This is a genomic window from Streptomyces sp. NBC_00435 (genome assembly GCF_036014235.1).
GTDB lineage: Bacteria > Actinomycetota > Actinomycetes > Streptomycetales > Streptomycetaceae > Streptomyces.
The window spans coordinates 334,287-357,855 of record NZ_CP107924.1 but is presented as its reverse complement, the minus strand read 5'-3'; the positions used below and the strand labels follow the sequence as shown (position 1 = coordinate 357,855).

21 protein-coding genes are annotated in these 23,569 nt (G+C 72.9%); 13 read left to right on the top strand and 8 right to left on the bottom strand.

From position 1 onward, the window contains the following. The first annotated feature begins 203 nt into the window (after window positions 1–203). From OG389_RS01650 to OG389_RS01630, 5 genes are all read left to right on the top strand, one after another. Window positions 204–3,626, top strand: coding sequence for an endo-alpha-N-acetylgalactosaminidase family protein (locus tag OG389_RS01650; protein ID WP_328296630.1), 3,423 nt, complete (start codon window positions 204–206; stop codon window positions 3,624–3,626). Between the two features lie 227 nt (window positions 3,627–3,853). Beyond that, the gene (locus tag OG389_RS01645) at window positions 3,854–4,513 is read left to right on the top strand and encodes an ArsR/SmtB family transcription factor (protein ID WP_328296629.1); all 660 of its coding nucleotides are present in this window, start codon (window positions 3,854–3,856) and stop codon (window positions 4,511–4,513) included. Continuing rightward, window positions 4,510–5,907 (top strand): MFS transporter, encoded by a 1,398-nt coding sequence (locus OG389_RS01640; protein ID WP_328296628.1) that lies wholly within the window; start codon window positions 4,510–4,512, stop codon window positions 5,905–5,907. Before OG389_RS01645 ends, OG389_RS01640 begins: the two co-directional genes overlap by 4 nt. Before the next feature lie 73 nt (window positions 5,908–5,980). After that, window positions 5,981–6,334 carry a VOC family protein gene (locus OG389_RS01635; RefSeq protein ID WP_328296627.1) on the top strand — a complete coding sequence of 118 codons (354 nt, stop codon included), beginning with the start codon at window positions 5,981–5,983 and terminating at the stop codon, window positions 6,332–6,334. 235 nt (window positions 6,335–6,569) lie between these two features. Further along, a complete protein-coding gene (locus OG389_RS01630; RefSeq protein ID WP_328296626.1) occupies window positions 6,570–7,997 on the top strand; it encodes a lamin tail domain-containing protein in 1,428 nt (475 codons plus the stop codon). Between the two features lie 25 nt (window positions 7,998–8,022). Here the strand turns inward: OG389_RS01630 and OG389_RS01625 are convergent, their stop codons facing one another. Beyond that, complete coding sequence (locus tag OG389_RS01625) at window positions 8,023–9,453, bottom strand: FAD-dependent monooxygenase (protein WP_328296625.1); 1,431 nt, start codon at window positions 9,451–9,453, stop codon at window positions 8,023–8,025. A 38-nt stretch (window positions 9,454–9,491) separates the two neighbouring features. Between OG389_RS01625 and OG389_RS01620 the strand changes: the two genes are divergently transcribed. Continuing rightward, the gene (locus OG389_RS01620) at window positions 9,492–10,169 is read left to right on the top strand and encodes a TetR/AcrR family transcriptional regulator C-terminal domain-containing protein (protein WP_328296624.1); all 678 of its coding nucleotides are present in this window, start codon (window positions 9,492–9,494) and stop codon (window positions 10,167–10,169) included. 114 nt (window positions 10,170–10,283) lie between these two features. Here OG389_RS01620 and cynS read toward each other — a convergent pair whose 3' ends face one another. Next, window positions 10,284–10,754, bottom strand: a complete 471-nt coding sequence (cynS, locus tag OG389_RS01615; RefSeq protein WP_328296623.1) for a cyanase — start codon at window positions 10,752–10,754, stop codon at window positions 10,284–10,286. Between the two features lie 129 nt (window positions 10,755–10,883). Next, window positions 10,884–11,501 (bottom strand): carbonic anhydrase, encoded by a 618-nt coding sequence (locus tag OG389_RS01610; RefSeq protein ID WP_328296622.1) that lies wholly within the window; start codon window positions 11,499–11,501, stop codon window positions 10,884–10,886. Between the two features lie 125 nt (window positions 11,502–11,626). Between OG389_RS01610 and cynR the strand changes: the two genes are divergently transcribed. Next, a complete protein-coding gene (cynR, locus tag OG389_RS01605; RefSeq protein ID WP_328296621.1) occupies window positions 11,627–12,532 on the top strand; it encodes a transcriptional regulator CynR in 906 nt (301 codons plus the stop codon). A 225-nt stretch (window positions 12,533–12,757) separates the two neighbouring features. Here cynR and OG389_RS01600 read toward each other — a convergent pair whose 3' ends face one another. Further along, window positions 12,758–13,285: an NUDIX hydrolase family protein gene (locus OG389_RS01600; protein WP_328303443.1), complete on the bottom strand. Its 528-nt coding sequence runs from the start codon at window positions 13,283–13,285 to the stop codon at window positions 12,758–12,760. Window positions 13,286–13,350: 65 nt separating this feature from the next. Then, window positions 13,351–13,986, bottom strand: a complete 636-nt coding sequence (locus tag OG389_RS01595) for a TOPRIM nucleotidyl transferase/hydrolase domain-containing protein (protein ID WP_328296620.1) — start codon at window positions 13,984–13,986, stop codon at window positions 13,351–13,353. A 122-nt stretch (window positions 13,987–14,108) separates the two neighbouring features. Here OG389_RS01595 and OG389_RS01590 point away from each other — a divergent pair, with 122 nt between their 5' ends. From OG389_RS01590 to OG389_RS01570, 5 genes are all read left to right on the top strand, one after another. After that, window positions 14,109–15,428 carry an MFS transporter gene (locus tag OG389_RS01590; RefSeq protein WP_328296619.1) on the top strand — a complete coding sequence of 440 codons (1,320 nt, stop codon included), beginning with the start codon at window positions 14,109–14,111 and terminating at the stop codon, window positions 15,426–15,428. Between the two features lie 16 nt (window positions 15,429–15,444). Further along, window positions 15,445–16,671: an anhydro-N-acetylmuramic acid kinase gene (locus OG389_RS01585; RefSeq protein WP_328303441.1), complete on the top strand. Its 1,227-nt coding sequence runs from the start codon at window positions 15,445–15,447 to the stop codon at window positions 16,669–16,671. 154 nt (window positions 16,672–16,825) lie between these two features. Next, window positions 16,826–18,502, top strand: coding sequence for an FAD-dependent oxidoreductase (locus tag OG389_RS01580; RefSeq protein ID WP_328296618.1), 1,677 nt, complete (start codon window positions 16,826–16,828; stop codon window positions 18,500–18,502). 11 nt (window positions 18,503–18,513) lie between these two features. After that, the gene (locus OG389_RS01575; protein ID WP_443059407.1) at window positions 18,514–20,013 is read left to right on the top strand and encodes an ATP-binding protein; all 1,500 of its coding nucleotides are present in this window, start codon (window positions 18,514–18,516) and stop codon (window positions 20,011–20,013) included. Then, on the top strand, window positions 20,010–20,363 hold the full coding sequence (locus OG389_RS01570; protein WP_328296616.1) for a UBP-type zinc finger domain-containing protein: 354 nt from the start codon (window positions 20,010–20,012) through the stop codon (window positions 20,361–20,363). Before OG389_RS01575 ends, OG389_RS01570 begins: the two co-directional genes overlap by 4 nt. A 29-nt stretch (window positions 20,364–20,392) precedes the next feature. Here the strand turns inward: OG389_RS01570 and OG389_RS01565 are convergent, their stop codons facing one another. After that, window positions 20,393–20,833 (bottom strand): nuclear transport factor 2 family protein, encoded by a 441-nt coding sequence (locus tag OG389_RS01565; protein WP_328296615.1) that lies wholly within the window; start codon window positions 20,831–20,833, stop codon window positions 20,393–20,395. A gap of 134 nt (window positions 20,834–20,967) precedes the next feature. Here OG389_RS01565 and OG389_RS01560 point away from each other — a divergent pair, with 134 nt between their 5' ends. Further along, complete coding sequence (locus OG389_RS01560; protein WP_328296614.1) at window positions 20,968–21,591, top strand: TetR/AcrR family transcriptional regulator; 624 nt, start codon at window positions 20,968–20,970, stop codon at window positions 21,589–21,591. 299 nt (window positions 21,592–21,890) lie between these two features. Here the strand turns inward: OG389_RS01560 and OG389_RS01555 are convergent, their stop codons facing one another. Next, the gene (locus tag OG389_RS01555) at window positions 21,891–22,805 is read right to left on the bottom strand and encodes a class I SAM-dependent methyltransferase (protein WP_328296613.1); all 915 of its coding nucleotides are present in this window, start codon (window positions 22,803–22,805) and stop codon (window positions 21,891–21,893) included. A 153-nt stretch (window positions 22,806–22,958) separates the two neighbouring features. Continuing rightward, window positions 22,959–23,552, bottom strand: a complete 594-nt coding sequence (locus OG389_RS01550; protein ID WP_328296612.1) for a helix-turn-helix domain-containing protein — start codon at window positions 23,550–23,552, stop codon at window positions 22,959–22,961. Between the last annotated feature and the right edge of the window lie 17 nt (window positions 23,553–23,569).

Below are 23,569 nucleotides of genomic sequence, written 5' to 3'. Positions count from 1 at the left end.
GACCCGACCCGACCCGACCCGACCCGACCCGACCCGACCCGACCCGGCCGGCCGGCCCGGGCCCGGCCCCGCACGGCCCGCCGGCCCGCATCCGTGCTGCCCGCACCGTCCGCCGCGCCCGCACTCCGAGACCCCGCACTCCGAGCCCCGCACCGCACCACCCATCGCGAGGACCCGTACCTGATCCACCACCAGGGAGTCCCATGAGACCGCTACGCCCCACATCCCTCCTTTGCGCCGCCGTCCTGGGCCTCGGCACCACGCTGGCGGCCGGTACCGCGCCCGCCACCGCCGCCGGAGCCGTGACCATCGCCTCGCCCGCGCTCGCCGTACAGGTCGACACGGCCTTCCCGAGGGTCATCCAGTACACGGACCGGGCCGGCGGCGCCGTCCTCTACGGCAACGAGGACCCGCTCACCCAGGTCGTCCTCAACGGCACCGCGCAGACCCCGGTGGTCACCAGCACCGTCGCCGTCGACCACGTCGACTACACGATGGCCTTCACCAACGGAGACACGGTCAAGGCGACCCTGTCCGTCAGCGCTGCCACCCTCACCTTCGCCGTCACCTCGATCACCGACAGCGCCGTACCGATCACCTCGCTGTCCGTCCCCCAGCACAACCTCGTCTCGGTACGCAGCACTCAGACCGGCGCCGCCGTCGAGACCACCCGGATGAACACCAACACCACCGGCACCGGGGACACGTTCACCCCGCTGGCCTCGGGCACGGCGGCCGACAGCACGGCGCAGGGCGCCATGTACGCCATCGTCAACACCGGTTCCCTCGCGGCGTCGGTCGCCACCAACTCGTACTACGACCAGCCGTCCGGCCAGAACGCGGCGGACAGCGGGCGGATCCAGAAGCAGACGGTGGCCAAGTCCGGCTACCGGCGGGCCGGTCTGTGGAGCGGTGACTGGCTCCACCGGGCCTCGGGCGCGTCCGGCACCGAACCGCTGCCCTACGCCAAGGTGGTGGTGACAGGGGACCGCAACGCGGACTCCACCGTCGACTGGCAGGACGGCGCCATCGCCTTCCGCTCCGTCATGACCAGCCCGCAGGGCTGGGAGGACACCGCGCGCCGCGTGGTGCAGCGCATCCCGTACAACTTCGCCTCGCAGGCCACCCACCCCTTCCTGCAGACCCTTGACGAGACCAAGCGCGTCGCCCGGGCGACGGACGGCCTGGGGCAGTTCGTCCTGCTCAAGGGATACGGATCCGAGGGTCACGACTCGGCGCACCCCGACTACGGGCTGGTCGGCGCCCGTCAGGGCGGCGCCGCCGACCTGAACACCCTCGTCGCGGCGGGCGCCGGCTACAACGCCGACATCGGGGTCCACATCAACGACACCGAGGCCTACCCCGTCGCCCGGTCCTTCGACCCGTCGCTCCTCAACAGCGCGACCTCGGACAAGGGCTGGGACTACCTCGACCAGTCCTACCACCTCAACTACCGTCTGGACGGCACCAGCGGCAAGCGCCTGGCGCGCCTGCAGGAGCTGAAGGCGGTCGCCCCGGACCTCAAGTTCCTGTACGTGGACACCTGGTACGGCGACGGCTACACCTCCCAGGCCCTCGCCCGCGAGATCAACGGCCTCGGCTACCAGCTCACCACCGAGTTCCCCGACAAGTTCGAGGACCAGTCCCTCTGGTCCCACTGGGCCAACGACCTCACCTACGGCGGCAGCAACTACAAGGGCGTCAACTCGCAGGTGGTCCGCTTCATCCGCAACCACCAGCGCGACGACTGGATCGCCGGCGACCCACTGCTCGGCGGCGGCACCCTCACCGCCTACGAGGGCTGGCAGGGCGCGAAGGACTTCAGCACCTTCCTCGACACCACCTTCACCACCAACCTGCCCACCAAGTACCTCCAGGGCTTCACCATCCGCAAGTGGGCCGCGAACCGCATCGACTTCGACGGCGGGGTCAGCGCCACCCGCAGCGGCAGCACCCGCACCATCAGCAAGGACGGCCACCCGGTCCTGATCGGCGACAGCTACCTCCTGCCGTGGAGCCAGGACGGGAGTCAGGGCGGGGGCCAGGGAGCGGAGTCCAAGCTCTACCACTGGACGGCCGCCGGCGGCACCTCGACCTGGAACGTACCCGCCTCCTGGGCCCAGAACGGCACCGTCAAGCTGTACGAGCTCACCGACCAGGGGCGGGTCCCGGTCTCCGACGTGCCCGTGAGCGGCGGGAAGGTCACCCTGACGGCCGCCGCGAAGACCCCCTACGTGATCTACCCCTCCGCCGCGCCCGCACAGGCGGACGCCGGGTTCGGCGAGGGCGGGGCGGTCCGCGACCCCGGCTTCACCTCGGGGAACCTCTCGAAGTGGACGGTCTCCGGGTCCGCCTCCGTCCCCCGGGACGCGGTGGGCCAGTCGCGGCTGGCGATGGGCCAGGGCGCCACCTCCGTCTCGCAGCAGCTGACGGGCCTGACGCCGGGCACGTACGCGGCGAGCGTCTACGTCTCCACGGCCACCGGACGCAGGGCGACCCTGGCGGTGACCCCGGCGGGCGGATCCGAACAGAGCGTCTACGCCACGAGCTCCCCGTACCGGAACAACGTGGGGGCGGACGAGAAGAACGGCAGCACGATGCAGCGGATGCGGGTGCTGTTCGACGTTCCGGCGGGGCAGTCCACGGCCGCCCTGGCCCTGCGCGCCGACGGCGCGGCGGGTGCGACCGACTTCGACGACGTACGGGTGGTGCGTACGGTCCGCAACCCCCAGGGCGGCCACACCTTCGCGGAGGACTTCGAGAACGTCGACGCGGGCTGGTACCCCTTCGTGGTGGGGTCGGCCGGTGGCGGCACGGCCGACCCGCGGACGCACCTGGCGCAGCTCAACGCCCCGTACACGCAAGCCGGCTGGAACGGAAAGCTGATCGATGACGTCCTCGCCGGGAACAACTCCCTCAAGTCCCACGAGGAACGGCCCGGGCTGCTCTACCAGACCGTCCCGCAGACCCTGCGCCTCGAGCCGGGCCACCAGTACCGGGTGACGTTCAAGTACCAGCAGTCGGTGGCCGGGGACTACGCCTTCACCCTGGGAGCCGGCACGGGCCAGGTCTCCTCGGACACACTGCCGCAGGCCCGGACCACGAACACCTTCACGAAGACCTTCACGGCCGGGGTGGACGCCTGGATCGGCGTGCGCAAGCTCACGGCCGAGACCTCCGACTCGGACCGGGACCTGGTCGTCGACGATCTGACCGTCGACGACCTCGGGGTCGTCACCTCGCCCGACCTGGCCCTCGGCAGGCCGACCACGGCCTCCTCCACCCAGTCGGCGGACTACCCGGCGACGGCCGCCACCGACGGCAGCGCCACCAGCCGCTGGTCCTCGGCCTTCACCGACCCGCAGTGGATCCAGGTCGACCTCGGGGCCGTCAGGAACGTGAACCGGGTGGTCCTGAACTGGGAGGTCGCCTACGGCAGGGCCTACAAGGTCCAGGTGTCGGACGACGGCACGCTCTGGCGGGACGCGTACTCCACCACCGCGGGCGACGGGGGCACGGACGAGCTGACCGGACTGGGCGCCGCGGGCCGCTACTTGCGCGTGACCGGCACCCAGCGCGCCACCGGCTACGGCTACTCGCTGTGGGAGATCGAGGCCTACTCCTGACGGCCTGACGGCCTGACCACCTGGTGTGAGGCGCTCCGCCGGCCCGTAACGGGAGCTCCGGTGGGGCGCCTTGGTCCGTGCACGGATGCGAAGAGCGCGGCCACGCCGTCCCGTTCCGTCCCGGATCCCGCGGCCCGCCGTGCCCAGTCGCCAAGTCCCCCGAGTCTCCAAAGAGAATTCTGCAAAAATGCTTCGGCATAGTCGCTCGATCGTTCTACTCTCCCGTCGTGATCAGCGAAGCGCGCGAACGCGTACTCGATCCCGAGCAGGACGCGGCGGCCCTGAAGGCCCTCACGCACCCGCTGCGCATCCGGCTGCTCGGGATGCTGCGGCAGGACGGCCCGGCCACCGCCAGTGAACTCGCGGTCAGGGCGGGGGAGTCGTCGGCCTCGACGAGCTATCACCTCCGGGTCCTCGCGAAGTACGCGTTCGTCGCCGAGGCCGAGCACCGTGACGGGCGCGAACGCCGTTGGCGGGCGGTGCACTCCGTGACCTCCTGGAACAACGAGGCGATGGAGGCCGCGCCGGGCAGCCGGGCTTGGGTCGGCGTGTCGCGCAGGGCGCAGATCGAGCATCTGGCGACCTCCCTCGCCCGGCACGAGGCCGACATCGCCGAAGGGCGGCTGGGTCAGGAGTGGGTACGGCCCTCCGGGATGAGCGATCTGATGCCCCGTCTGACCCCCGAGTCGCTCACGGAGCTCTGGGAGGTGCTCGACCGCAAGCTGGAGGAACTGACCGCCCGTGACGCGGCGGATCCCCGCGCCGCTCAGGTCGTACTTCTCGCCGCCGGACTGCCCCTCGCTCCGCGCGACCCGGGTCCCGGCACGGGAGCCTCTGGCGCTACCCGCACCGCGGACGCCGGGACCGACTCCGGGGCCGCGTCATGACCGGGTACCCGCCGCTGGACATACGTACCGCACGGCGCCGCTTCGTCACGGTCTGCGTGCTGTTCTGGCTGCCGCTGGGACTGAGCATCGCCCCGCTGATCCTCCTCTTCACCGAGCGCGGCATGGCCATGACGGCCATCGCGGCCTTCTTCGCCGTGCACTCCCTCACCGCCGCCGCACTGGAACTGCCCACCGGAGGACTGTCCGACGTCCTGGGACGCCGCGCCGTCCTGGCCGCCGCCGGCCTGCTGAACCTGACCGCCCTCACCCTCGTGGCACTGGGCACCACCGGCTGGCTGCTCGGCCTCGGCATGGGCCTGATGGGGGCCGGCCGGGCCCTCTCCAGCGGACCGGCAGAAGCCTGGTACGTGGACGCCGTCCACGCGTGCTCCGGCCCCGGTGCCGATCTGCGCACCGGACTGGCCCGCGCCTCCTCCGCGACGTCCGCCGCACTCGCGGTCGGCACGCTGCTCGGGGGATGCCTGCCCTGGCTGCTGGGCCTCGGACCCGACCTCGGCGCCCGTCTGAGCGAAGCGACCTCCGCGGTGGTGCTGCCCCTTTCCACCCCGCTGCTGCTGGGCGCGGCCGTCGAAACCGTCTTCGTGCTCTACGTCCTGACCGCCCTGCGGGAGCCGCCCCGCCCGCGCGCCACCCTGCGCGACGTGCTCCGGGGCGTCCCGGCGACCGTCGCGGGCGGACTGCGCCTGGGCGGACGCGACGCCCTCGTCCGCAGGATCCTCCTCAGCGCGGGGGCCGCGGGCAGTGCCTTGGCCGCCATAGAACTGCTCACCCCGGGCCGGGCGGCGGCCCTGACCGGCGCGTCCGAGTCCGGCGCGGTGCTCTTCGCCGCGCTCGCCTGCGCCGGTTTCGTCTGCTCGGGCGTCGGCAGCCACCTGGCGCCACTCGCCGCCCGGCTCGCGGGCAGTGGTGAACGCGCCGTCCTGCTGAGCCTCGGCATCAGCGCGAGCGGGCTGCTCCTGCTCGGCGCCACCGCGACGTCCACGGGACCGGGCCCGCTGATCCTCTCGGCCATCGGCTACGGCCTGGTCCAGCTCGGTCTCGGCTCGGCGGGGCCGAGCGAGAACGACATCCTGCACCGCCGTGTGGAGAGCTCGGGCCGGGCCACCGCGCTGTCCGTCCAGTCCCTCGCCCTGCAACTGACCGGAGCCCTCACCGGCCTGGCCCTCGGCGTCCTTCCGTCCGGCCCGCTGCCCTGGCTGCTGGGAGGCACCGTCCTGCTGGCCGGAGCCCTCTTGTGGATCCGGCGCGGCGAGCCCGCACCGCCGGATCCGGCCCCTGCCGGTGATACGCCGGCCAGGAGCGCCGGGACCGGCAGTGCGCAGGGCACCGAGCCGTGCGACGCGGGCCGTACCGGGGCCGACTGCGCCCCGTGACCACCACCAGGGCGTACGGCGGGTGATGGTGTGGTTCCTGCCCGCCCGGCCGCCGTCCTGGCAGGATGGCGGCATGGAACGTGTGCTTGGAATCGGTGGCTACTTCATGCGGGCGGCCGACCCGGTGGCGGTGGGTGCCTGGTACCGCGATTGTCTGGGCCTGGACGCGGACGAGAACGGTCTGTGGGAACAGGGGGCAGGGCTGACGGTGTTCGCGACCTTCGAGTCCGGGACCGACTACTTCGGGTCCCCCGCCCAGCAGACCATGCTGAACTTCCGGGTCCGCGACCTGGACGCGATGCTCGCGCAACTGCGCGCCAAGGGGGCGGACGTGGCCGAGGAGACGCAGGAGATGGAGGGCGTCGGCCGATTCGGCTGGGTCACCGACCCGGAGGGCAACCGGGTCGAACTGTGGCAGCCCGCCTGACAGGGGCGGAGGCCACGGCCGGCACCCCGGGGCGGCGGCGATGACGTACTCGGCGTCCTCCGGGGCATCGCCGCAGCTGGGGGGCAGTATGTGGCGGCTCGTCCGGGCTCGCGGTCGTGCTTCGCGCACAGTTCGGCAGCCGTTCACGGAATGCCGCCCCGCGGGAGGGTGCCCTTGTGGCGGGCCCGGCGCAGAATCTCGTGCGGCCCTGCCGTTACGACCCCGGGAAGACACCGTGAACGAACCGCTTACCCGCCACCGGCGCCACCGTCTGGCTCTGACCCTCGCCCTCGTCGCCGCTCCGGCGCTGGTCGCGGGCGCCCTGACGGCCGCTCCGGCCCACGCCGCCCCGGCCGACGACATCCGCATCAACGAGGTGGTGACCACCGGGGACGTGGAGGACTCGATCGAGCTGTACAACAAGGGCGCCGCCTCAGTGGACGTCTCGGGCTGGATCCTCAAGGACGACAGCAACAGCTCGAAGTACAAGATCGCCTCCGGCACCACGCTGGCCCCCGGCGCGTTCCGCGCCTTCGACGTGCATTCCTCCTTCGGCCTGGGCTCCGGCGACAAGGCGCGCCTCTACCTGCCGGACGGCAGCACCCTGGCCGACAGCTTCACCTGGAGCACGCACTCCGCTCCGTCGTGGTCGCGCTGCCCCGACGGTACGGGCGCGTTCAAGGCGGCCGCGGTCACCCTCGGCGCCCCGAACAGCTGCGGCACCTCTGGCGGGGGCACCACCCCGGTCGCCTGGCCGGGCAGCGGTTCGGTGGCCACGGCCGACGCGTCGAACGTCTTCGGCGAGGACCTGAGCGGGCTCTACCAGGAGAGCGGGGTCATGTGGGCGGCCCAGAATTCCGGGAAGCTGTGGCGCCTGCTCCCGAACGGAACCGGCGGGTGGACCCCGGACACGGCCTCCGGATGGTCCGCCGGCAAGACGCTGCGCTTCCCGGGCGGCGGCTCCGGCAGTCCCGACGCGGAGGGCGTGACGGTCACCGGCGCCGGCGTCGCGGGCGGGGTGTTCGTGGCCAGCGAGCGCAACAGTGCTTCCTCGGGCACCAGCCGGCTGTCCGTCCTGAAGTACGACGTGAGCGGGTCGGCGTCCACGCTGACCGCCGCCAAGGAGTGGAACCTGACCGCGGACCTGCCGTCCGTAGGGTCCAACCTCGGCCTGGAGGCCGTCACCTGGGTTCCCGACTCCTACCTGACCGGTGCCGGGTTCAAGGACGCCTCGACCGGCGCGGTGTACGCCCCGAGCGGTTACGGGGCGCACACCGGCGGGGTGTTCTTCGTCGGTGTCGAGGGCACCGGCATGCTGTACGGCTACGTCCTGCAGGACTCGGGAGCCTTCACCCGCGTGGCCGCCGTCAGCAGCGGCATGGCCGGGGTCATGGAGCTGCAGTGGGAGCCGCAGGCCTCCCGGCTGTGGGTCGTCTGCGACGACACCTGCTCCGGCCAGCACCGGACGATGCAGGTCAACGCGTCCGGGGCGCTCGCCGTCACCGCGGTCCACAACCGGCCCAGCGGCATGTCCAACTACAACAACGAGGGCTTCTCGGTCGCCGGGGCCGGTGAGTGCGTCGGCGGCTCCAAGCCCGTCTTCTGGTCCGACGACAGCAACGACGGCGGCCACGCTCTGCGCAGGGGCTCCCTCACCTGCTGATGCCGCGAGGCGTCGTGGACCGGCGTCAGGTCCGGTCCGGCGATCCGCCGAAGCGGGCGACGTAGCGGGCCAGGCCGGTCGCGTCCTCGCCCGCCCACCCCACGTAGCCGTCCGGCCGGACCAGGAAGACGCCCTTGCCGTACGCCTCGTGCTCCCCGATCCGGTGGATGTGCGTGAACCGCTCGTCCACCGGAGGCAGTTCGGTGTCCGTGCCGACCGCGAGCAGCGTGAAGTGCGGACCCCGGAACAGGTCGAAGAGCCTGCGACCGTCCGGAAGGACGCCGTCGGGGGCACGGTCCCCGGCTTCCAGTGATCCCGCAGAGCCTTCGGAGAGCGGTCCGCCCCGGTAACCCAGGCCGAGCTGGCGGGTTGCCTCGCCGCGCTGCTCCTCGCCGCGGTGGATCCGGGTGGACAGGCCCAGCATGTGCGCGGCGACGGGCTGCCGCTCCTGCTCGTAGGTGTCCAGGAGCGCCGGGTCCGCGCCGTGGCGCAGCACTTGGCCGAGCTTCCAGCCGAGGTTGTAGGCGTCCTGCACGCTGGTGTTGAGGCCCTGCCCGCCGGCGGGGGAGTGCACGTGGGCCGCGTCACCCGCGAGCAGGACCCGCCCGTCGCGGAAGCGGTCGGCCATGGCCGCGCGGGGCCGGAAGTCGGAGGACCAGCGGACCTCGACCACGTCCGTCGTGCTCAGGTGGGTCCGAGCGGCGATCACGGCCGGGATGTCGAGGTCGTCGGTACGCGCGACCAGCTGGTGTTCGTCGGTGCCGGGGAGCGGGCACAGGGCGGCGAAGTCGCCGTCCGCCCCCGGGAAGAGGTGCCAGTGCTCGCGGTCCAGGGCTCCGGGGCGGAGCCGTACGTCGGCGACCACCATCGGGGCCGGGTCCACGGTCTCGCCGGTCATTCCGATGCCGAGCGCCCTGCGGACGGTGGAACGGCCGCCGTCGGCGGCGACCAGGTAGGCGGCGCGCAGCGTGGTGCCGTCGGCGAGGTGCGCGGTGACCCCGTCGGCGTCCTGGTCGAAGGAGCTCAGTTCGGTGGCGAAGACGACGCGGCCCCCGATTCCGGTGAGACGCTCGAAGAGGATCCGCTGGGTGCGCCACTGCGGGAGGAGCCGGGCCCGGGGGTGCGGCTCGGTGTCGGTGGGGCCGCCGACCTCACGGTCACCCAGCATGTCGTGCTCGCCCACGGGCGTGCCGTCCTGCCAGATCTGCCCGATGGGGGCGGTGGCGCTGGCGGCCTGCACCGCGTCGCCGACGCCGAAGTCGTCGAGGACCTCCAGGGTGCGTGGCTGCAGGCCCTTTCCCCGCGAGCCGGGGAAGAGGCTGTCCGCCCGCTCGACGACGAGGGCGCGGACGCCGCGCCGGGTCAGGTCGAGGGCGAGGGCGAGTCCGGTGGGGCCGGCGCCGACGACGAGCACGTCGGGAGCCCCGATTTCCTTAACGCTGTTAAGTGCGGTCATGGCTACGAGGATCGACTTAACGCTGTTAAGTTGTCAAGGTGGCAAGTGAACGAGAAGCGAAACCCGAACGGGCCCGGCTCGACCGCGCGACGGTGGCCTCCACCGCCCTGCGCCTGCTCGGAGAGGTGGGCCTGGAAGGGCTGACCCTGCGGGCCATCGCCAAGGAGCTGGACGTCAAGGCACCCGCCCTGTACTGGCACTTCAAGGACAAGAAGGCACTGCTCGACGAGATGGCCACCGAGATGTTCCGCCGGATGACGGCCGACCTGGCGTCGGCGATGCATCCGCCCGGGGACTGGCGGGAGGCGCTCGAGGCGGCGATGCGGGGGCTGCGGGACCACCTGCTGCTCTACCGGGACGGCGCCAAGGTCTACAGCGGTACGCACTTCACGGACATGAGCTACGCCGCGCCGATGGAGGCCCATCTGCGGACCCTGGTCGCGGGTGGCTTCACGGCCGCCGGGGCGGCCCGCGCCTGGTTCACCGCGTACAGCTACACCATCGGGTACGTGATCGAGGAGCAGTCCATGGGCCCGCTGCCGGGCTCGGACGGCGAGGGCTACGACCTGGAGGCCCGCGCCGAACGTCTCGCCGGATACCCGCTGACGACCGAGGCCGGTCCCGAGATGTTCCGTGACCAGGACGCCGGCTTCGAGGCGGGGCTCGCGGCGGTACTCGCGGGCATCGGTGCGACCCTGCTCCCGCCGACCGCGTAGCCGGGTGACCGCGTAGCCGCGTGATCGCGTAACCGCTGGGCCCGGCACCCGGGTGCCCCGGGGAGGGGCCGGCGCGGATCGCCGGCCCGCCCCCGGGCGTGGTGGCCGGGCGGATCAGAAGGGCTTCGTCGGCAGGTACTTGCCGTCCAGGGTGATGACCGCGCGCTCGCCGCCCTCGGGGTCGGCGACCTTCTTCACGTCCAGCCTGAAGTTGATCGCGGAGATGATGCCGTCACCGAGCTCCTCGTGGACCAGGGCCTTCAGGGTGGTGCCGTAGACCTGGAGCATCTCGTGGAAGCGGTAGATCGTCGGGTCGGTGGGGATGCCGCCCGGGATGGAGCCCCGGGTCGGGATGGTCTGCAGTGTCAGCGCGTCGTCGGCGTCCAGGCCCAGCAGATCGGCCGTGGCCTCGGCCGAGGCCGTGGGCAGCGGGTGCTGGCCGAGGACGGCGGCGGTGACGAAGGCGACCGACAGGCCCGCGGCGTCGGCGATCTGCCGCCAGGACAGGTCCTTCCGGATCTTGGCCTCCACGGCCTTGACGGCCAGGGCCTGGCGGGCGGTGTTGTCGAACTGGGCGTGCACCATGGGAAGGGCGTCCTTTCGGGTGTGCCGCTCGCCGGTCGGGGCGGAGGCGGCGCGCATCGGGTGGGAGGGGGCGGGGCCGGCCCGGAGGGTGGAACCGGGCCGGAGGTGAGGTCGGGCCGGAGCGTTTGGTCAGGCCGGGGCGTCCGGTCGGGCCGTGGGAACGGCGGACCGGGTGGCGTCGAGTTCCGTGACGGTGCCGGCGGGGATGTCGTAGACCCAGCCGCGCAGGGTGACCGATCCCGCGGCCAGGGCGCGGGCCACCGAGGGGTGGGTGGCCAGGTTGGCCAGCTGGGCGCGCACGTTCTCCCGTACCAGGGCATCGACCCTCCGCGGGTCGGTCCGGGCGGCGGTACGGGCGACGGAGGCGTCCGCGTGGCGCAGCCAGCCGGCGATCGCCGGGGCGCCGCTGAGGTCGTGCCGCTCGGCCAGGGCGGTCATCGCGCCGCAGGCCGAGTGGCCGCAGACCACGATGTCGCCCACGCCCAGGACCGCGACCGCGTACTCGATGCTGGCCGTCACCCCGTCCGGGCCCGGTGTATGGGCGGGGACCAGGTTGCCGGCGGTGCGGACGACGAACAGCTCGCCCGGCTCGCTCTGGGTGATCAGCTCCGGCACCACACGGGCGTCGGAGCAGCTGATGAACAGGGTGGAGGGCCGGTGGGTGGTCGCCAGACGGGCGAAGAGGTCCGCCTTGGCCGGGTAGACGTCCCGGCGGAACTGCGCGACGCCCTCGCTGAGGGGTTGCATGGTCACTCCCTTCGGTGGCTGCCGAACCCCGTGGGGCCGACGAGATCCACCATGCATGACCTGCGTCTATAGTGTCCAAGACGTGTTGACCATCAGAGCTATCGATGCCATCTATAGTCGAGGCCATGGCCCTGGAACTCCGTCACCTGCGCTACCTGCTGGCCGTCGCCGAGCACGCCAGCTTCACCCGCGCGGCAGAAGAGCTGCGCATCTCCCAGCCGACCCTTTCCCAGCAGGTCAAGCAGCTCGAACGCACCGTCGGCGTCCAACTGCTGGACCGCACCGGCCGCGGCGTCCGACTCACCGACGCCGGCGAAACCTACGCGCACCACGCCCGCCGGGCCCTGCGCGACCTCGCCGCCGCCGAACGGGCGGTCCTCGACATCGCCGACCTCTCCCGCGGTCACCTCCGGCTCGCCGTCACGCCGACGTTCACCGCCTACCTGGTCGGACCGCTGGCGGCGGAGCTGCACGCGAGCCACCCCGGGATCACCCTGGACGTCAAGGAGATGGCCCAGGACCACATCGAAGCCGGCCTCCTGGGCGACCGCCTCGACCTCGGCATCGCCTTCCACGGCCCCCACCTGCCGGGCGTCACCGCCACCCCGCTGTACGCCGAGACCCTCAGCCTCGTTGCCGCCGCCGAGCGGGAGGCCGTCGGCGCACCGCGCCCGCTGCCCGTGGCCGAACTACCGAGTCGCCAACTGGCGCTGCTCAGCGATGACTTCGCCACCCGGGGGCACATCGACGGCTACTTCGCCGCCCATCGGGTGCGGCCGCGCATCGCGGTGGAGGCCAATTCCATCCAGGCGCTGACCGAGATCGTCCGGCGCACGGACCTCGCGACCGTCCTGCCGGACGCCATCGCGCACGGCCACCCCCATCTCACGCCCATCCCCCTCGAACCCGCCCTGCCCACCCGCACCGTCGCCCTCCTGAGGCGCGAGAGCGGCTACCGCAGCGCCGCCGCCCGGGCGTTCACCCGGCTCACCGAGGCGCACGTCCGCGCCCGCGGCTACACACCAGCCTGACGTGCGGTGCACCGGGTGGCGCGCGGGGTCCCCCGACTGGCGCGTGCTGTCCTGGTCCGCGCGGTCCTTCCGGCCACAACGTGGTGACCGTTCCCGCGGTTCGGCCAGTTCGGCCGGGGGTCGGCCGACGATCGGGGCCCCACGGGGGTGGGGGCCCGGTCACGGCATCACCCGCCCCACCCGGGCGGTGCCGAGGGCAGCGCACGGGCGGGGCGCAGGAGTTGCTCAGTAGGCATGTCCCGTGTGCGCGAGCCCCTGCTTCAGCAGTACGCCGTGCCCGCCCGGCATCTCGCTCTGCACGGCGTGGGAGGCCGCCTCCTGCGGACTGAACCAGACCAGGTCCAGCGCGTCCTGCCGGGGACGGCAGTCGCCGGTCACCGGCACGACGTAGGCGAGGGACACCGCGTGCTGACGCGGGTCGTGGTACGAGGTGATCCCGGCCGTGGGGAAGTACTCGGCGACCGTGAAGGGCTGGAGGGAGGCGGGGACATGGGGCAGGGCCACGGGGCCGAGGTCCTTCTCCAGGTGGCGCAGCAGCGCGTCACGGACCCGCTCGTGGTGCAGGACCCGGCCGGACACCAGGGTCCGGCTTACCGTTCCGTCCGGACCGATGCGCAGGAGCAACCCGATGCTCGTGACTTCGCCGCTGTCGTCCACGCGTACGGGCACGGCCGTCACGTACAGGATCGGCATCCGGGCCCTGGCCAACTCCAGCTCATCCGTGGTCAGCCAGCCGGGCGTGGTTTCGGTCATGTCAGACATTGCTTGATCATACTTTCCGGGTGCGGCTGCCGCCAGGATCCCCGGGCCGATTCGGGTCAGAGACTGGCGAGCAGATCCTCCAGCGGCGCCGGCACGCGGTCGGGGCCGAGGGCCTCGACGAGGGCGCGGCCGTAGTGGATCTTTCGGCCCTTCTTCGTGCCGAGGAAGCGCCGCAACTGCTGCTCCGGGCTCCGGCCCAGCTGCGCGGGCTGGCGCAGGAAGGTCCGCAGCGGGCGGAAGTCGCCCTCCGTCCGGACCAGCTCCTCCACCCGCGCCGCGCCCAGCGCGCGGATCAGCTCGTCCTCCAGATCCGCGGCGCACACGAAGAACCCCTCCGGTGCCGCACCGGCCCGCTCCAGGCCGCGGGCGTAGTAGCCGCGCTCCGCCTCGTCGCACAATCCGGTCAGCCGCAGGCCCAGGCCGGACGGCCCGAGGAGTTGGGCGAAGCGCCCCACGCTCATCGCGCCGCCCATCGGCAGTACGCAGACGCCTTCGGCCGCCAGGTCCCGGCCGCGGCCCTCGGCCAGGGCGTCGACCGCCGCGGCGTCGCTCAGTCCCTCGAGCAGGACGACGACCCGGACGGGCAGCCGCGCGGCGAGCTCGCGCGCCGTGTCACCAGGACCACCGGGGCCACCAGGACCACCGGCGGCCCACGCGGTCACCGCCGCCCCGAACGCCCGCATGTCAGTCATGGGGCGAGTCTGCGCCCTTCGCCGCCGCGCCGGTAGGGAATTTCCCCGCAGGGCTCCCGGGACGTACGGCAGATGGCGGACGCGACTTGTGGAGCGGCTTTCCGGTCGAGCACGCTGGCTCCATGCTCCCACCCGCCCCGGGCCCGGTCCGGTCTCCCGCGAGCGCCCGCCCGGCCGGCTCCCACCGGGCACTGGTGGCGGGATCCGTCGGCAACTTCATCGAGTGGTACGAGTTCGGCGTCTACGGCTACTTCGCCACCGTCATCGCGGCGCACTTCTTCACCCCCGAGGGCGGCGGCGAAGTGGAGGCGCTGGTGCGGACGTACGCGTCGTTCGCCCTCGCGTTCTTCTTCCGGCCCGTCGGCGCCGCGGTGTTCGGGCGGCTCGGCGACCGGATCGGCCGGCGCCCCACCCTCGTCCTGGTCATCTGCCTGATGACCGGCGCCACGACGCTCATCGGCGCACTGCCGACGTACGCGTCCATCGGCGCGGCCGCACCGTGGCTGCTCACGCTGCTGCGGATCGTGCAAGGGCTTTCGGCGGGCGGGGAGTTCGGCGGAGCCGTGTCGCTCATGACGGAGTCGGCGCCGCCGGGCCGGCGCGGACGGTACGGGGCGTGGCAGTCGTTCACCGTGGCGCTCGGCCTGCTCGCGGGCGCCGGCGCGACCGCGCTCCTGGCGACCGTACTGACCACCTCGCAGCTGAACGGGTGGGGCTGGCGGCTGCCCTTCCTGCTGACCCTGCCGCTCGGGCTCGCCGCGCTGTGGCTGCGCCTGCGCCTGGACGAGACGCCCGCCTTCGTGTCAGCCGTCGCCGGGCGGAGCGAACCGGTGCGCAGGCCGCCCGCCGCGGAGACCGCCCGGGCCGTCGCGCTGGGAGTCGGGCGGCTGATGGGGTGGTCGGCGGCCGGCTACACCTTTCTCGTGGTGCTGCCCTCGTACCTCCAGAACACGCTGAACGCGACGTTCCAGCAGGCACTGCTCGCGACCGTGCTGGCGAACCTCGGGTTCGCGGCGTCGATCCTGCCGGCCGGGGTGCTCAGCGACCGGATCGGCCGGCGCACGGTGATGGTGGGCGGAGCGCTGTTGATCGCCGTACTCGCGCTGCCCCTGCTGAACCTGGTGCAGGACCCCGGCACGACCGTGTACGCCAAGGGCGCCGCGCTCCTCGGCGCGGGGGCCGCCGTCGGGCTGATGGCGGGTCCCGGCCCGGCGATGCTGGCGGAGATGTTCCCGACCACCGTGCGCTACACGGGGCTCGGCCTGGCCTACGCCCTCTCCAACGCCGTGTTCTCGGGCTGCGCGGGGCTGATCGTCACCCGGGCCGTCGAGTGGACCGGGGACGTGGACGTTCCCGCGTACTACGCCGCGACCGCCTGCGCGGTCAGCGCGGCCGCGCTGCTGACACTGCGCGGCGACGACCACCGGCGGGGACTGCGGTGAGCGGCCGGTGAGCGCCCTGCGGGTGGTCGGGCTGATGTCCGGCACGTCGTACGACGCCATCGACGCGGCCGCCGCCGACCTGGACCTGGAGGGGGACACGCTGGTGCTCACCCCGCTGGGCATGATCAGCACGGCGTACGGGGACGATCTGCGGGCGGCGCTGTCCGGGGCGCTGCCGCCCTCCCGGACCGATCTGGCCACGGTGTGCCGGCTCGACACGCGGATCGGACGGGCCTTCGCCGCGGCGGCGGTGCGGGCCGACCGCGAACTGTGCGACGGACGGGCCGATCTGATGGCTTCGCACGGGCAGACCGTCTACCACTGGGCCGGGGCCGGCCGGGTCCACGGCACCCTCCAGATCGGCGAGCCGGCCTGGATCGCCGAAGCCACCGGCCGGCCCGTCGTCTCCGGGTTCCGTACCCGGGACGTGGCCGCCGGGGGACAGGGCGCGCCCCTGGTGAGCATCGTCGACGTCATGTGGCTCCGGGGACGGCCGGGCGTGCCGGTGGCGCTCAACCTCGGCGGCATCGGGAACCTGACGGTGGTACCGGACGCCGCGGCCGGCGAACCGCTGGCCTTCGACACCGGGCCCGCCAACGCGCTGATCGACGCGGCGGTACGGGAGCTGGCCGGGTCCGACGCCTCGGGCGCGGCGCGTTCCATGGACGCGGACGGCGCGCTCGCCGCACGCGGAACCGTGCACGAGCCGCTCCTGCGCCGGCTGCTGGAGGAGCCGTACTACGCCCTGCCCGCGCCGAAGACCACGGGCAAGGAGCTCTTCCACCTGCCCTATCTGCGTGCGGCGCTGGCCCCGTTCGGGCCGCTGTCCGCCGAGGACGTGGTCGCCACCCTGACCCGGCTCACGGCGCGGACCGTGGCCGACGCCGTCCGGCCCTACCGGGCGACGGAGGTGATCGTCTCGGGCGGCGGGACCCGCAACCCGGTGCTGATGCGGTGGCTGCGGGAGGAACTGGGCGGGGTCGGCACGGGCGGCGGGGGCGACACGGGCGTACCCGTGCGGGCGTCGGACGAGCTCGGACTGCCGTCGGGCGCGAAGGAGGCGTACGCCTTCGCCGTCCTGGGCTGGCTCACCGCGCACGGGCTGCCCGGCACCGTCCCCTCGTGCACCGGCGCCCGCCACCCGCGCGTCCTCGGCTCGATCACCCCCGGCGGAGCGGGCCTGCGCTTGCCGGAGCCGCCGGCCACGCCCCCCGCCCGCCTGACCGTGCGCACCGACGGCTGACAGGGACGACCGCCCGACGGCCCGCCACGTTCCCGCGGCGCGCGGTCCGGGAGCGTTCCGGAGCGGACCGCGGCGATCGAACATACGATGGGCGGGAACCGGGCGCGGGCGGCTCGCCGCGCCGCCAGTCGAGGCCGCTCGGGGCGGGAGACGCATGCCAGAGGTCGCCGATGCAGCGCGGACCGTCATCCTGACCGTGGACGACGATCCGGGAGTGTCCCGTGCCATCGCCCGTGACCTGCGCAGACGCTACGGCTCCGGCTACCGGATCGTGCGAGCCGAGTCCGGCGAGTCCGCCCTGGAGGCGCTGCGCGAGCTGAAGCTGCGGGGCGATCTGGTGGCCGTGATCCTGGCCGACTACCGCATGCCGCAGATGAACGGCATCGAGTTCCTCGAACAGGCCCTGAGCATCTACCCGGGCGCCCGGCGCGTGCTGCTGACCGCGTACGCCGACACCGGCGCGGCGATCGACGCGATCAACGTCGTCGACCTCGACCACTACCTGCTCAAACCCTGGGACCCGCCGGAGGAGAAGCTCTACCCGGTCCTGGACGACCTGATCGCCGCCTGGCGCTCCAGCGACTACCGGCCCGTCCCCGCCACCAAGGTGATCGGTCACCGCTGGTCGGCGCGCTCCTCGGGCGTGCGGGAGTTCCTCGCCCGCAACCAGGTGCCGTACCGCTGGTACTCCTGCGAGGAGCCGGAGGGGCGGCGACTGCTCCGGGCGGCCGGCGCCGACGGACAGCGGCTGCCCGTGGTGATCACCCCCGGCGGCGCCGTGCTGATCGAGCCGGACGCCCCCGACCTGGCGGCCCAGGTGGGGCTCGCCACGACACCGACCTCCGACTTCTACGACCTCGTGGTGATCGGCGGCGGCCCGGCTGGGCTCGGCGCGGCCCTGTACGGGGCCTCGGAGGGGCTGCGGACGGTACTGGTCGAGCGGTCGGCGACCGGCGGGCAGGCCGGGCAGAGCTCCCGCATCGAGAACTACCTCGGCTTCCCGGACGGCGTGTCGGGCGCACAGCTCACGGACCGCGCCCGCCGCCAGGCCGGCCGGTTCGGCGCCGAGATCCTCACCGCACGCGAGGTCACGGGGCTGGAGGCCAACGGCGCTGCCCGCGTCGTCCGCTTCGCCGACGGCTCGGCGATCGCCGCGCACAGCGTCATCCTGGCGACCGGAGTCTCCTACCGGCAGCTCCAGGCGCCGGGCTGCGACGACCTGACCGGCTGCGGGGTCTACTACGGCTCCTCGCTGACCGAGGCGGCCTCCTGCCTGGAGCAGGACGTGTACATCGTGGGCGGCGCCAACTCCGCCGGGCAGGCGGCGATGTACCTGGCGCGGGGCGCGAAGTCGGTGACGCTGGTGGTGCGCGGCGAATCCCTGACCGCGTCCATGTCGTACTACCTGATCCAGCAGATCGAGGAGGCTCCGAACATCACGGTGCGCACCCGCACCGTCGTGGAATCGGCGCACGGCGACGGCCACCTGGAACAGCTCACGCTGCGCGACGTGGACACCGGGGCGACCGAACTCGTCGACACCCAGTGGATGTTCGTGTTCATCGGCGCGGCCCCGCTCACGGACTGGCTGGACGGTACGGTGCTGCGCGACGAGCACGGGTTCATCCTGGCCGGGCCGGACCTCACCCCGGACGGGCGGCCGCCCGCCGAGTGGGAGCTGGACCGGCCGCCGTACCACCTGGAGACCAACGTCCCCGGCGTGTTCGTGGCGGGCGACGCGCGCGCCCAGTCGGCGAAGCGCGTCGCGTCCGCCGTCGGAGAGGGAGCCATGGCAGTCATGCTCGTCCACCGGTACCTGGAGCAGTCGTGAGCGGCCAGGCCATGCCCTGCGCCCCGCAGGAGATCGCCTCGCTGTTCCTGTTCGAGAAGCTCTCACCGGAGCAGCTCGGGCGGCTGTGCGCCGAGGGACGGGTGGAGCGGTTCGAAGCCGGCCCGGTGTATGCCGAGGGCTCCCCGGCGACCTGCTTCTACGTGATGATCGAGGGCACCGTCGTCCTGTCCCGCCGGGTCGGCGGCGATGAGGTGGAGGTGGCCCGGACCTCGCAGCGCGGGGTGTACTCCGGGGCCATGCAGGCCTACCTGGGCGACCGGGTCCCGCAGACGTACAACAACTCCATGCGGGTGACCGAGCGGACGCGGTTCTTCGTGCTGCCCGCGCAGTCGTTCGCCGACGTCATGCGGGAGTGGTTCCCGATGGCCGCGCACCTGCTGGAGGGGCTCTTCTTCGGCTCCCGCAGCACCCAGCAGGCCATCGGCCAGCGCGAACGGTTGCTGGCCCTGGGCTCGTTGTCCGCGGGACTCACCCACGAACTCAACAACCCGGCGGCCGCGGCCGTACGGGCCACCGCGACACTGCGGGAACGTGTGGGCAAGATGCGGCACAAGCTGGCGCACATCTCGCAGGGCAACTACCCCCGCGAGGCGATCGCCGGCCTCATCGACATCCAGGAGCGCACCGTCGAACGCGTGGCGAAGGCAGTGGCGCTGAGCCCCCTGGAGGCCTCCGACCGGGAGGACGAACTCGCCGACTGGCTGGAGGACCGCGGCATCCCCGAGGGCTGGCGGATCGCGCCGACCTTCGTGCAGGCCGGGCTGGACACGGACTGGCTGCAACAGGTCGCGGACTCCGTGGCCGAGGATCTCCTGCCCGGGGCCATCGGCTGGCTCAACTACACGGTCGAAACCGAGCTGTTGATGGATGAGATCGACGACTCCACGACCCGCATCTCGCACCTCGTGGACGCCGCGAAGCAGTACTCGCAGCTCGACCGCGCCCCGCACCGGGTCGTCGACGTCCACGAGCTCCTCGACAGCACCCTGGTGATGCTCTCCGGCAAGATCGGACCCGGGGTCCGGGTGGTCAAGGAGTACGACCGCTCCGTGCCGGACGTGCCCGCCTACCCGGCGGAGCTCAACCAGGTGTGGACCAACCTCATCGACAACGCCGTCTTCGCCATCGGGAGCACCGGACGCGACGGCACGCTGACGGTCCGCACGGCGCGCGAGGGGGACCGGCTGCTGGTGGAGTTCCGGGACACCGGGCCCGGTGTCCCGGCGGACATCCGCAGCCGCATCTTCGACCCCTTCTTCACCACCAAACCGGTCGGCGAGGGCACGGGTCTCGGCCTGGACATCTCCTGGCGGATCGTCGTCAGCAAGCACCACGGCAGCCTCCAGGTCGAGTCCGTACCGGGCGACACCCGGTTCCAGGTGCTGCTCCCGCTGACCGCCCCGGAAACCGGACCAGAGCCTGGAGCCGGGACCGCCGAGCCCGCGACGGGGACCCCCGAGACCTCCGAGACCCCCGAGGAGCCCGTATGACCGCCACCGACGGAGTCGACCCGAGCGTCCCGCCCACCGGCACCGGCTGCGCCGAGTGCGACGCGGCCGGCGGCTGGTGGTTCCACCTGCGGCGCTGCGCCCAGTGCGGTCACGTCGGCTGCTGCGACTCCTCGCCCGCCCAGCACGCCACCGCCCACTGGAAGTCCACCGGCCATCCCCTGGTGCAGAGCTTCGAACCGGGCGAGGACTGGTTCTGGGACTACTCGGGCGACGAGCTGTACGAGTCCGGTCCCGAGCTGGCGCCACCGGCCGGACACCCGGCGGACCAGCCGGCCCCGGGGCCGGCCGGGCGCGTACCCCAGGACTGGACCCGGCTGCTGAACGGCTGACCGGTCCCCGCGCCGCGTATCCGCTCGCGCTACCGCCCTTCCAGCGCCTCCACCAGCTGCGGGAGGTCGCCGCCGGCCACGATGAGGGCGAGGTGGTCGTGGTAGTCCCGGCTGCCGACGATCAGGCCGTCGCGGACCCGCAGCACCTGGACGTTGGCCGACCTGAACCTCCGCCCGGTCACCCGATGGTGCACCTGGTAGTCGAACTCGGCGACGACCACCTCCGGGTCGTCGGTCTCCCGGACGACCACGTTCACCGGGGTCAGTTCCACGGGTGTCCCCGCGGAGACCTGCGCGAACCGTTCCCGCAGTACGGCCCGTCCCTCGAACCGGCGCGGGCCGACCGGCTCGAAGACGGTCTCCACCACGGCGTCCTCGGCGTAGAGATCGGCCAGCTCCGTGTACCGGCCCGCGCCGATGCCCTCGATCAGCTTCTGGAAGACCTCGCGCGGTGACGGCGTTCCGGGCATGACAAACCTCCAGTGGGACTCGCGGATAGAATCGGACCAACGACTCCGTTTCACGATACGGACTGGAGACTCCGGTTGTCCAGGGTGGTTCCGCCGGGGTGGGTCCGCCGTCGACGGCGAAAGGCGGGAAAGACATGGGTGGTGCGGGTAGCGCGGGTAGCGCGGGTGGTGCCCAGGAGCGCCCGCTGCGGGCGGACGCGGCCCGCAACCGGGCCAGGCTGCTGGACGCCGCCACGGAGGTGTTCACCACCCGGGGCGTCGGCGTGCCGACCGAGGAGATCGCGCGCGCCGCCGGCGTCGGAGTCGGCACGCTGTTCAGGCACTTCCCGACCAAGGAGGCACTCCTGGAAGCGGTGATGGTCCGCCGGCTGGAGGACATGGCGGCCCGGACCGCGCGGCTGGCCGCCGAGGCCGGACCAGCCGAGGCCTTCTTCGCCTGCTTCCGCCTGGTGGTGGAACAGTCCGAGGGCAAGGGCGAGTTCACCCGGGCCCTCGCCGCGGCCGGGGTGGACGCCCACGCGTCCCTGCGGGAGCCGACCACGGAGATCCAGGCCCGGCTGGCCGGTCTGCTGACCGGCGCGCAACGGGCGGGCGCCGTCCGCCCGGAGCTGGGGCTGCCGGAGTTCATCGCCCTCCTGGCCGGCACCGGTAGTGCGATGGAACAGCTCGGAGCGGATCCGGAGCCCCGCGAGCGGATCTTCGCGGTCGTCTTCGACGGGCTGCGGCCCCCCGGAACCGGCGGAGTGGCGACCGGCTAGGCCGCCGGAGGCGTGGGTACGGGATCGCCTCCCAGGGTGAGCAGGGCGCCCGGTCGACCGGACCGTGCGGGCGGTGCAGGACGGATGCGCCGCTTCGTCGCCAACGTCCGCCAGTCCCGCCTCCGCACTCCGCTCGCGGTGCAGCGCGCGAGTCCGGAGGCGGGACTGGCGGCGCTCCCCGAGCATCTGGTCGAGGTAGGCGAGGATCTGCCGTAATACGGATCGCGGGCCGCACGCCGACGGTCACCAACACCGGGTGTCCCGCGGCTCCGGAACAGGTGTCTCCCGCACGCCGCTGCTCAGCGGCGTCGGGCCGCCCATACGCTGCGCTCGGTGCGGACCGTCAGGTCCTCGCGCCGCAGAACGCTGTGCGGACCGTCGGGGTCGAGCAACTGGTCGAGGGCGGCCAGGTCTTCGGCCGCCAGCGTCCCGGCGACACCACCGCGCAGGCGGCGCAGGCTGCCGAGCGCGTAGCGGCCGACGGCCTCGGTGTGGGGCGGGCCGATGTTCACGTCGACGGTCCGCTCGCCCTCGACGGTGAAGCCGGCCGCGGCCAGCTTGGGTCCCCAGTCGGCCCCGCGGTGCGGCATCTGCTCGGCGTGATGGCGGTCGAGTGCGGCATGGCAGCGCTCCTCCAGGCCGGGCCGCCCTTCCGGGGCGTCCTCGGGCAGGAACCGCGGGAAGCCGGCCAGTTCGACGACCGCGAACAGCCCGCCCGGCGTCAGCGCGTCGTGGACCTGGCGCAGGGTGCGGTCGGGGTCGGCCATGTGGTGCATGGAAGCCGAAGCCCACACCAGATCCGGCGTGCCGAGGTCCGGCCAGGTGGTGTCGAGGTCGGCCTGAACGGTGCGCACCCGGTCGGCCACGCCCAGGGACCGGGCCTTCTCGACCAGGCGCAGCAGATGGCCGGCCGAGGTGTCGACGGCGGTCACTTCGGCATCGGGGAAGCGCTCGAGCAGGGCGAGGGTACCGGCTCCGGTGCCGCTGCCCAGGTCCACGATGTGACGGGGGGCGGCTTCGACGGGCAGCCACGCGGTGATGGAGGCGATGTGCTCGGCGAGTACTTCCGCGTCGAGGTCGAGGATCTCCGCCTGGCCGTCGGTCTCGTGCTGCGGGTCGTGCTGCCCGCCACTGTGTTCGCCGTGATGTGAGCCGTGCTGGTGGACCGGGTGCGCTTCGTGGTCGTGCGCTGCGTGCGGGGCTCTGTGCGTCATGCGTCCACGCTAAGAGGATCACGGGTGTGCGGCACGGTCGCTTTCGCGATGCGCAAGACGATGGCCGCTGGGGCTGCCGTTGCGGCAAGCGACTCCCCGCAGGGCCGGGCCGGGGCCTCCGGGGCAGGGGCCGGGCCGCCCGTCGCGTTCGCATCAGGGCGACGGGCGGCCGGCATTTCCCGCCTTCTCACCGCTCTGGTGCCCGCGGCGGGCGTCGCGGTCGAAGATGCCCAGGATCTCGCACGGGCCGCCCTCGGCGCCGATGGCGTGCGGGAGCATCGTCGGGAACTCGGCGGCCTGATTGGTCTCCACGCGGAAGCGGCGGTTGCCCAGCATCAGGATCGCGGTGCCGGAGAGGACGACGAGCCATTCGTGGCCGGGGTGCGCGCGCATGCGTGCGGGGTTGTCGGGCGGCGGGTCCGTCATCCGCTGGCGTACGACCGTCATGCCCGGGTCCGCTTTCACGGGCCACCGCATCAGCTGGTGGGCCGCGTCGATCACCGGACTCGCGATCACATCGTCCGTGGCCGTCTCGACGAGCTGATCGAGCGAGGTGTCCAGGGCGCGGGCGAGGGTGACGAGCTGGTCCAGAGCGAGGCGTCGCTGCCCGGTCTCGATCCGGCTGAGGGTGGAGGGGCTGAGCCGGGCCCGGCCGGCCAGCTCGTCGAGGGACCACCCCTGTGCCACCCGCAGCGCACGGATCCGTTTGCGCACCAGGCTGTCGAGCTCACCATTGTCTTGCGTCATAGGCAACACCCTATGCC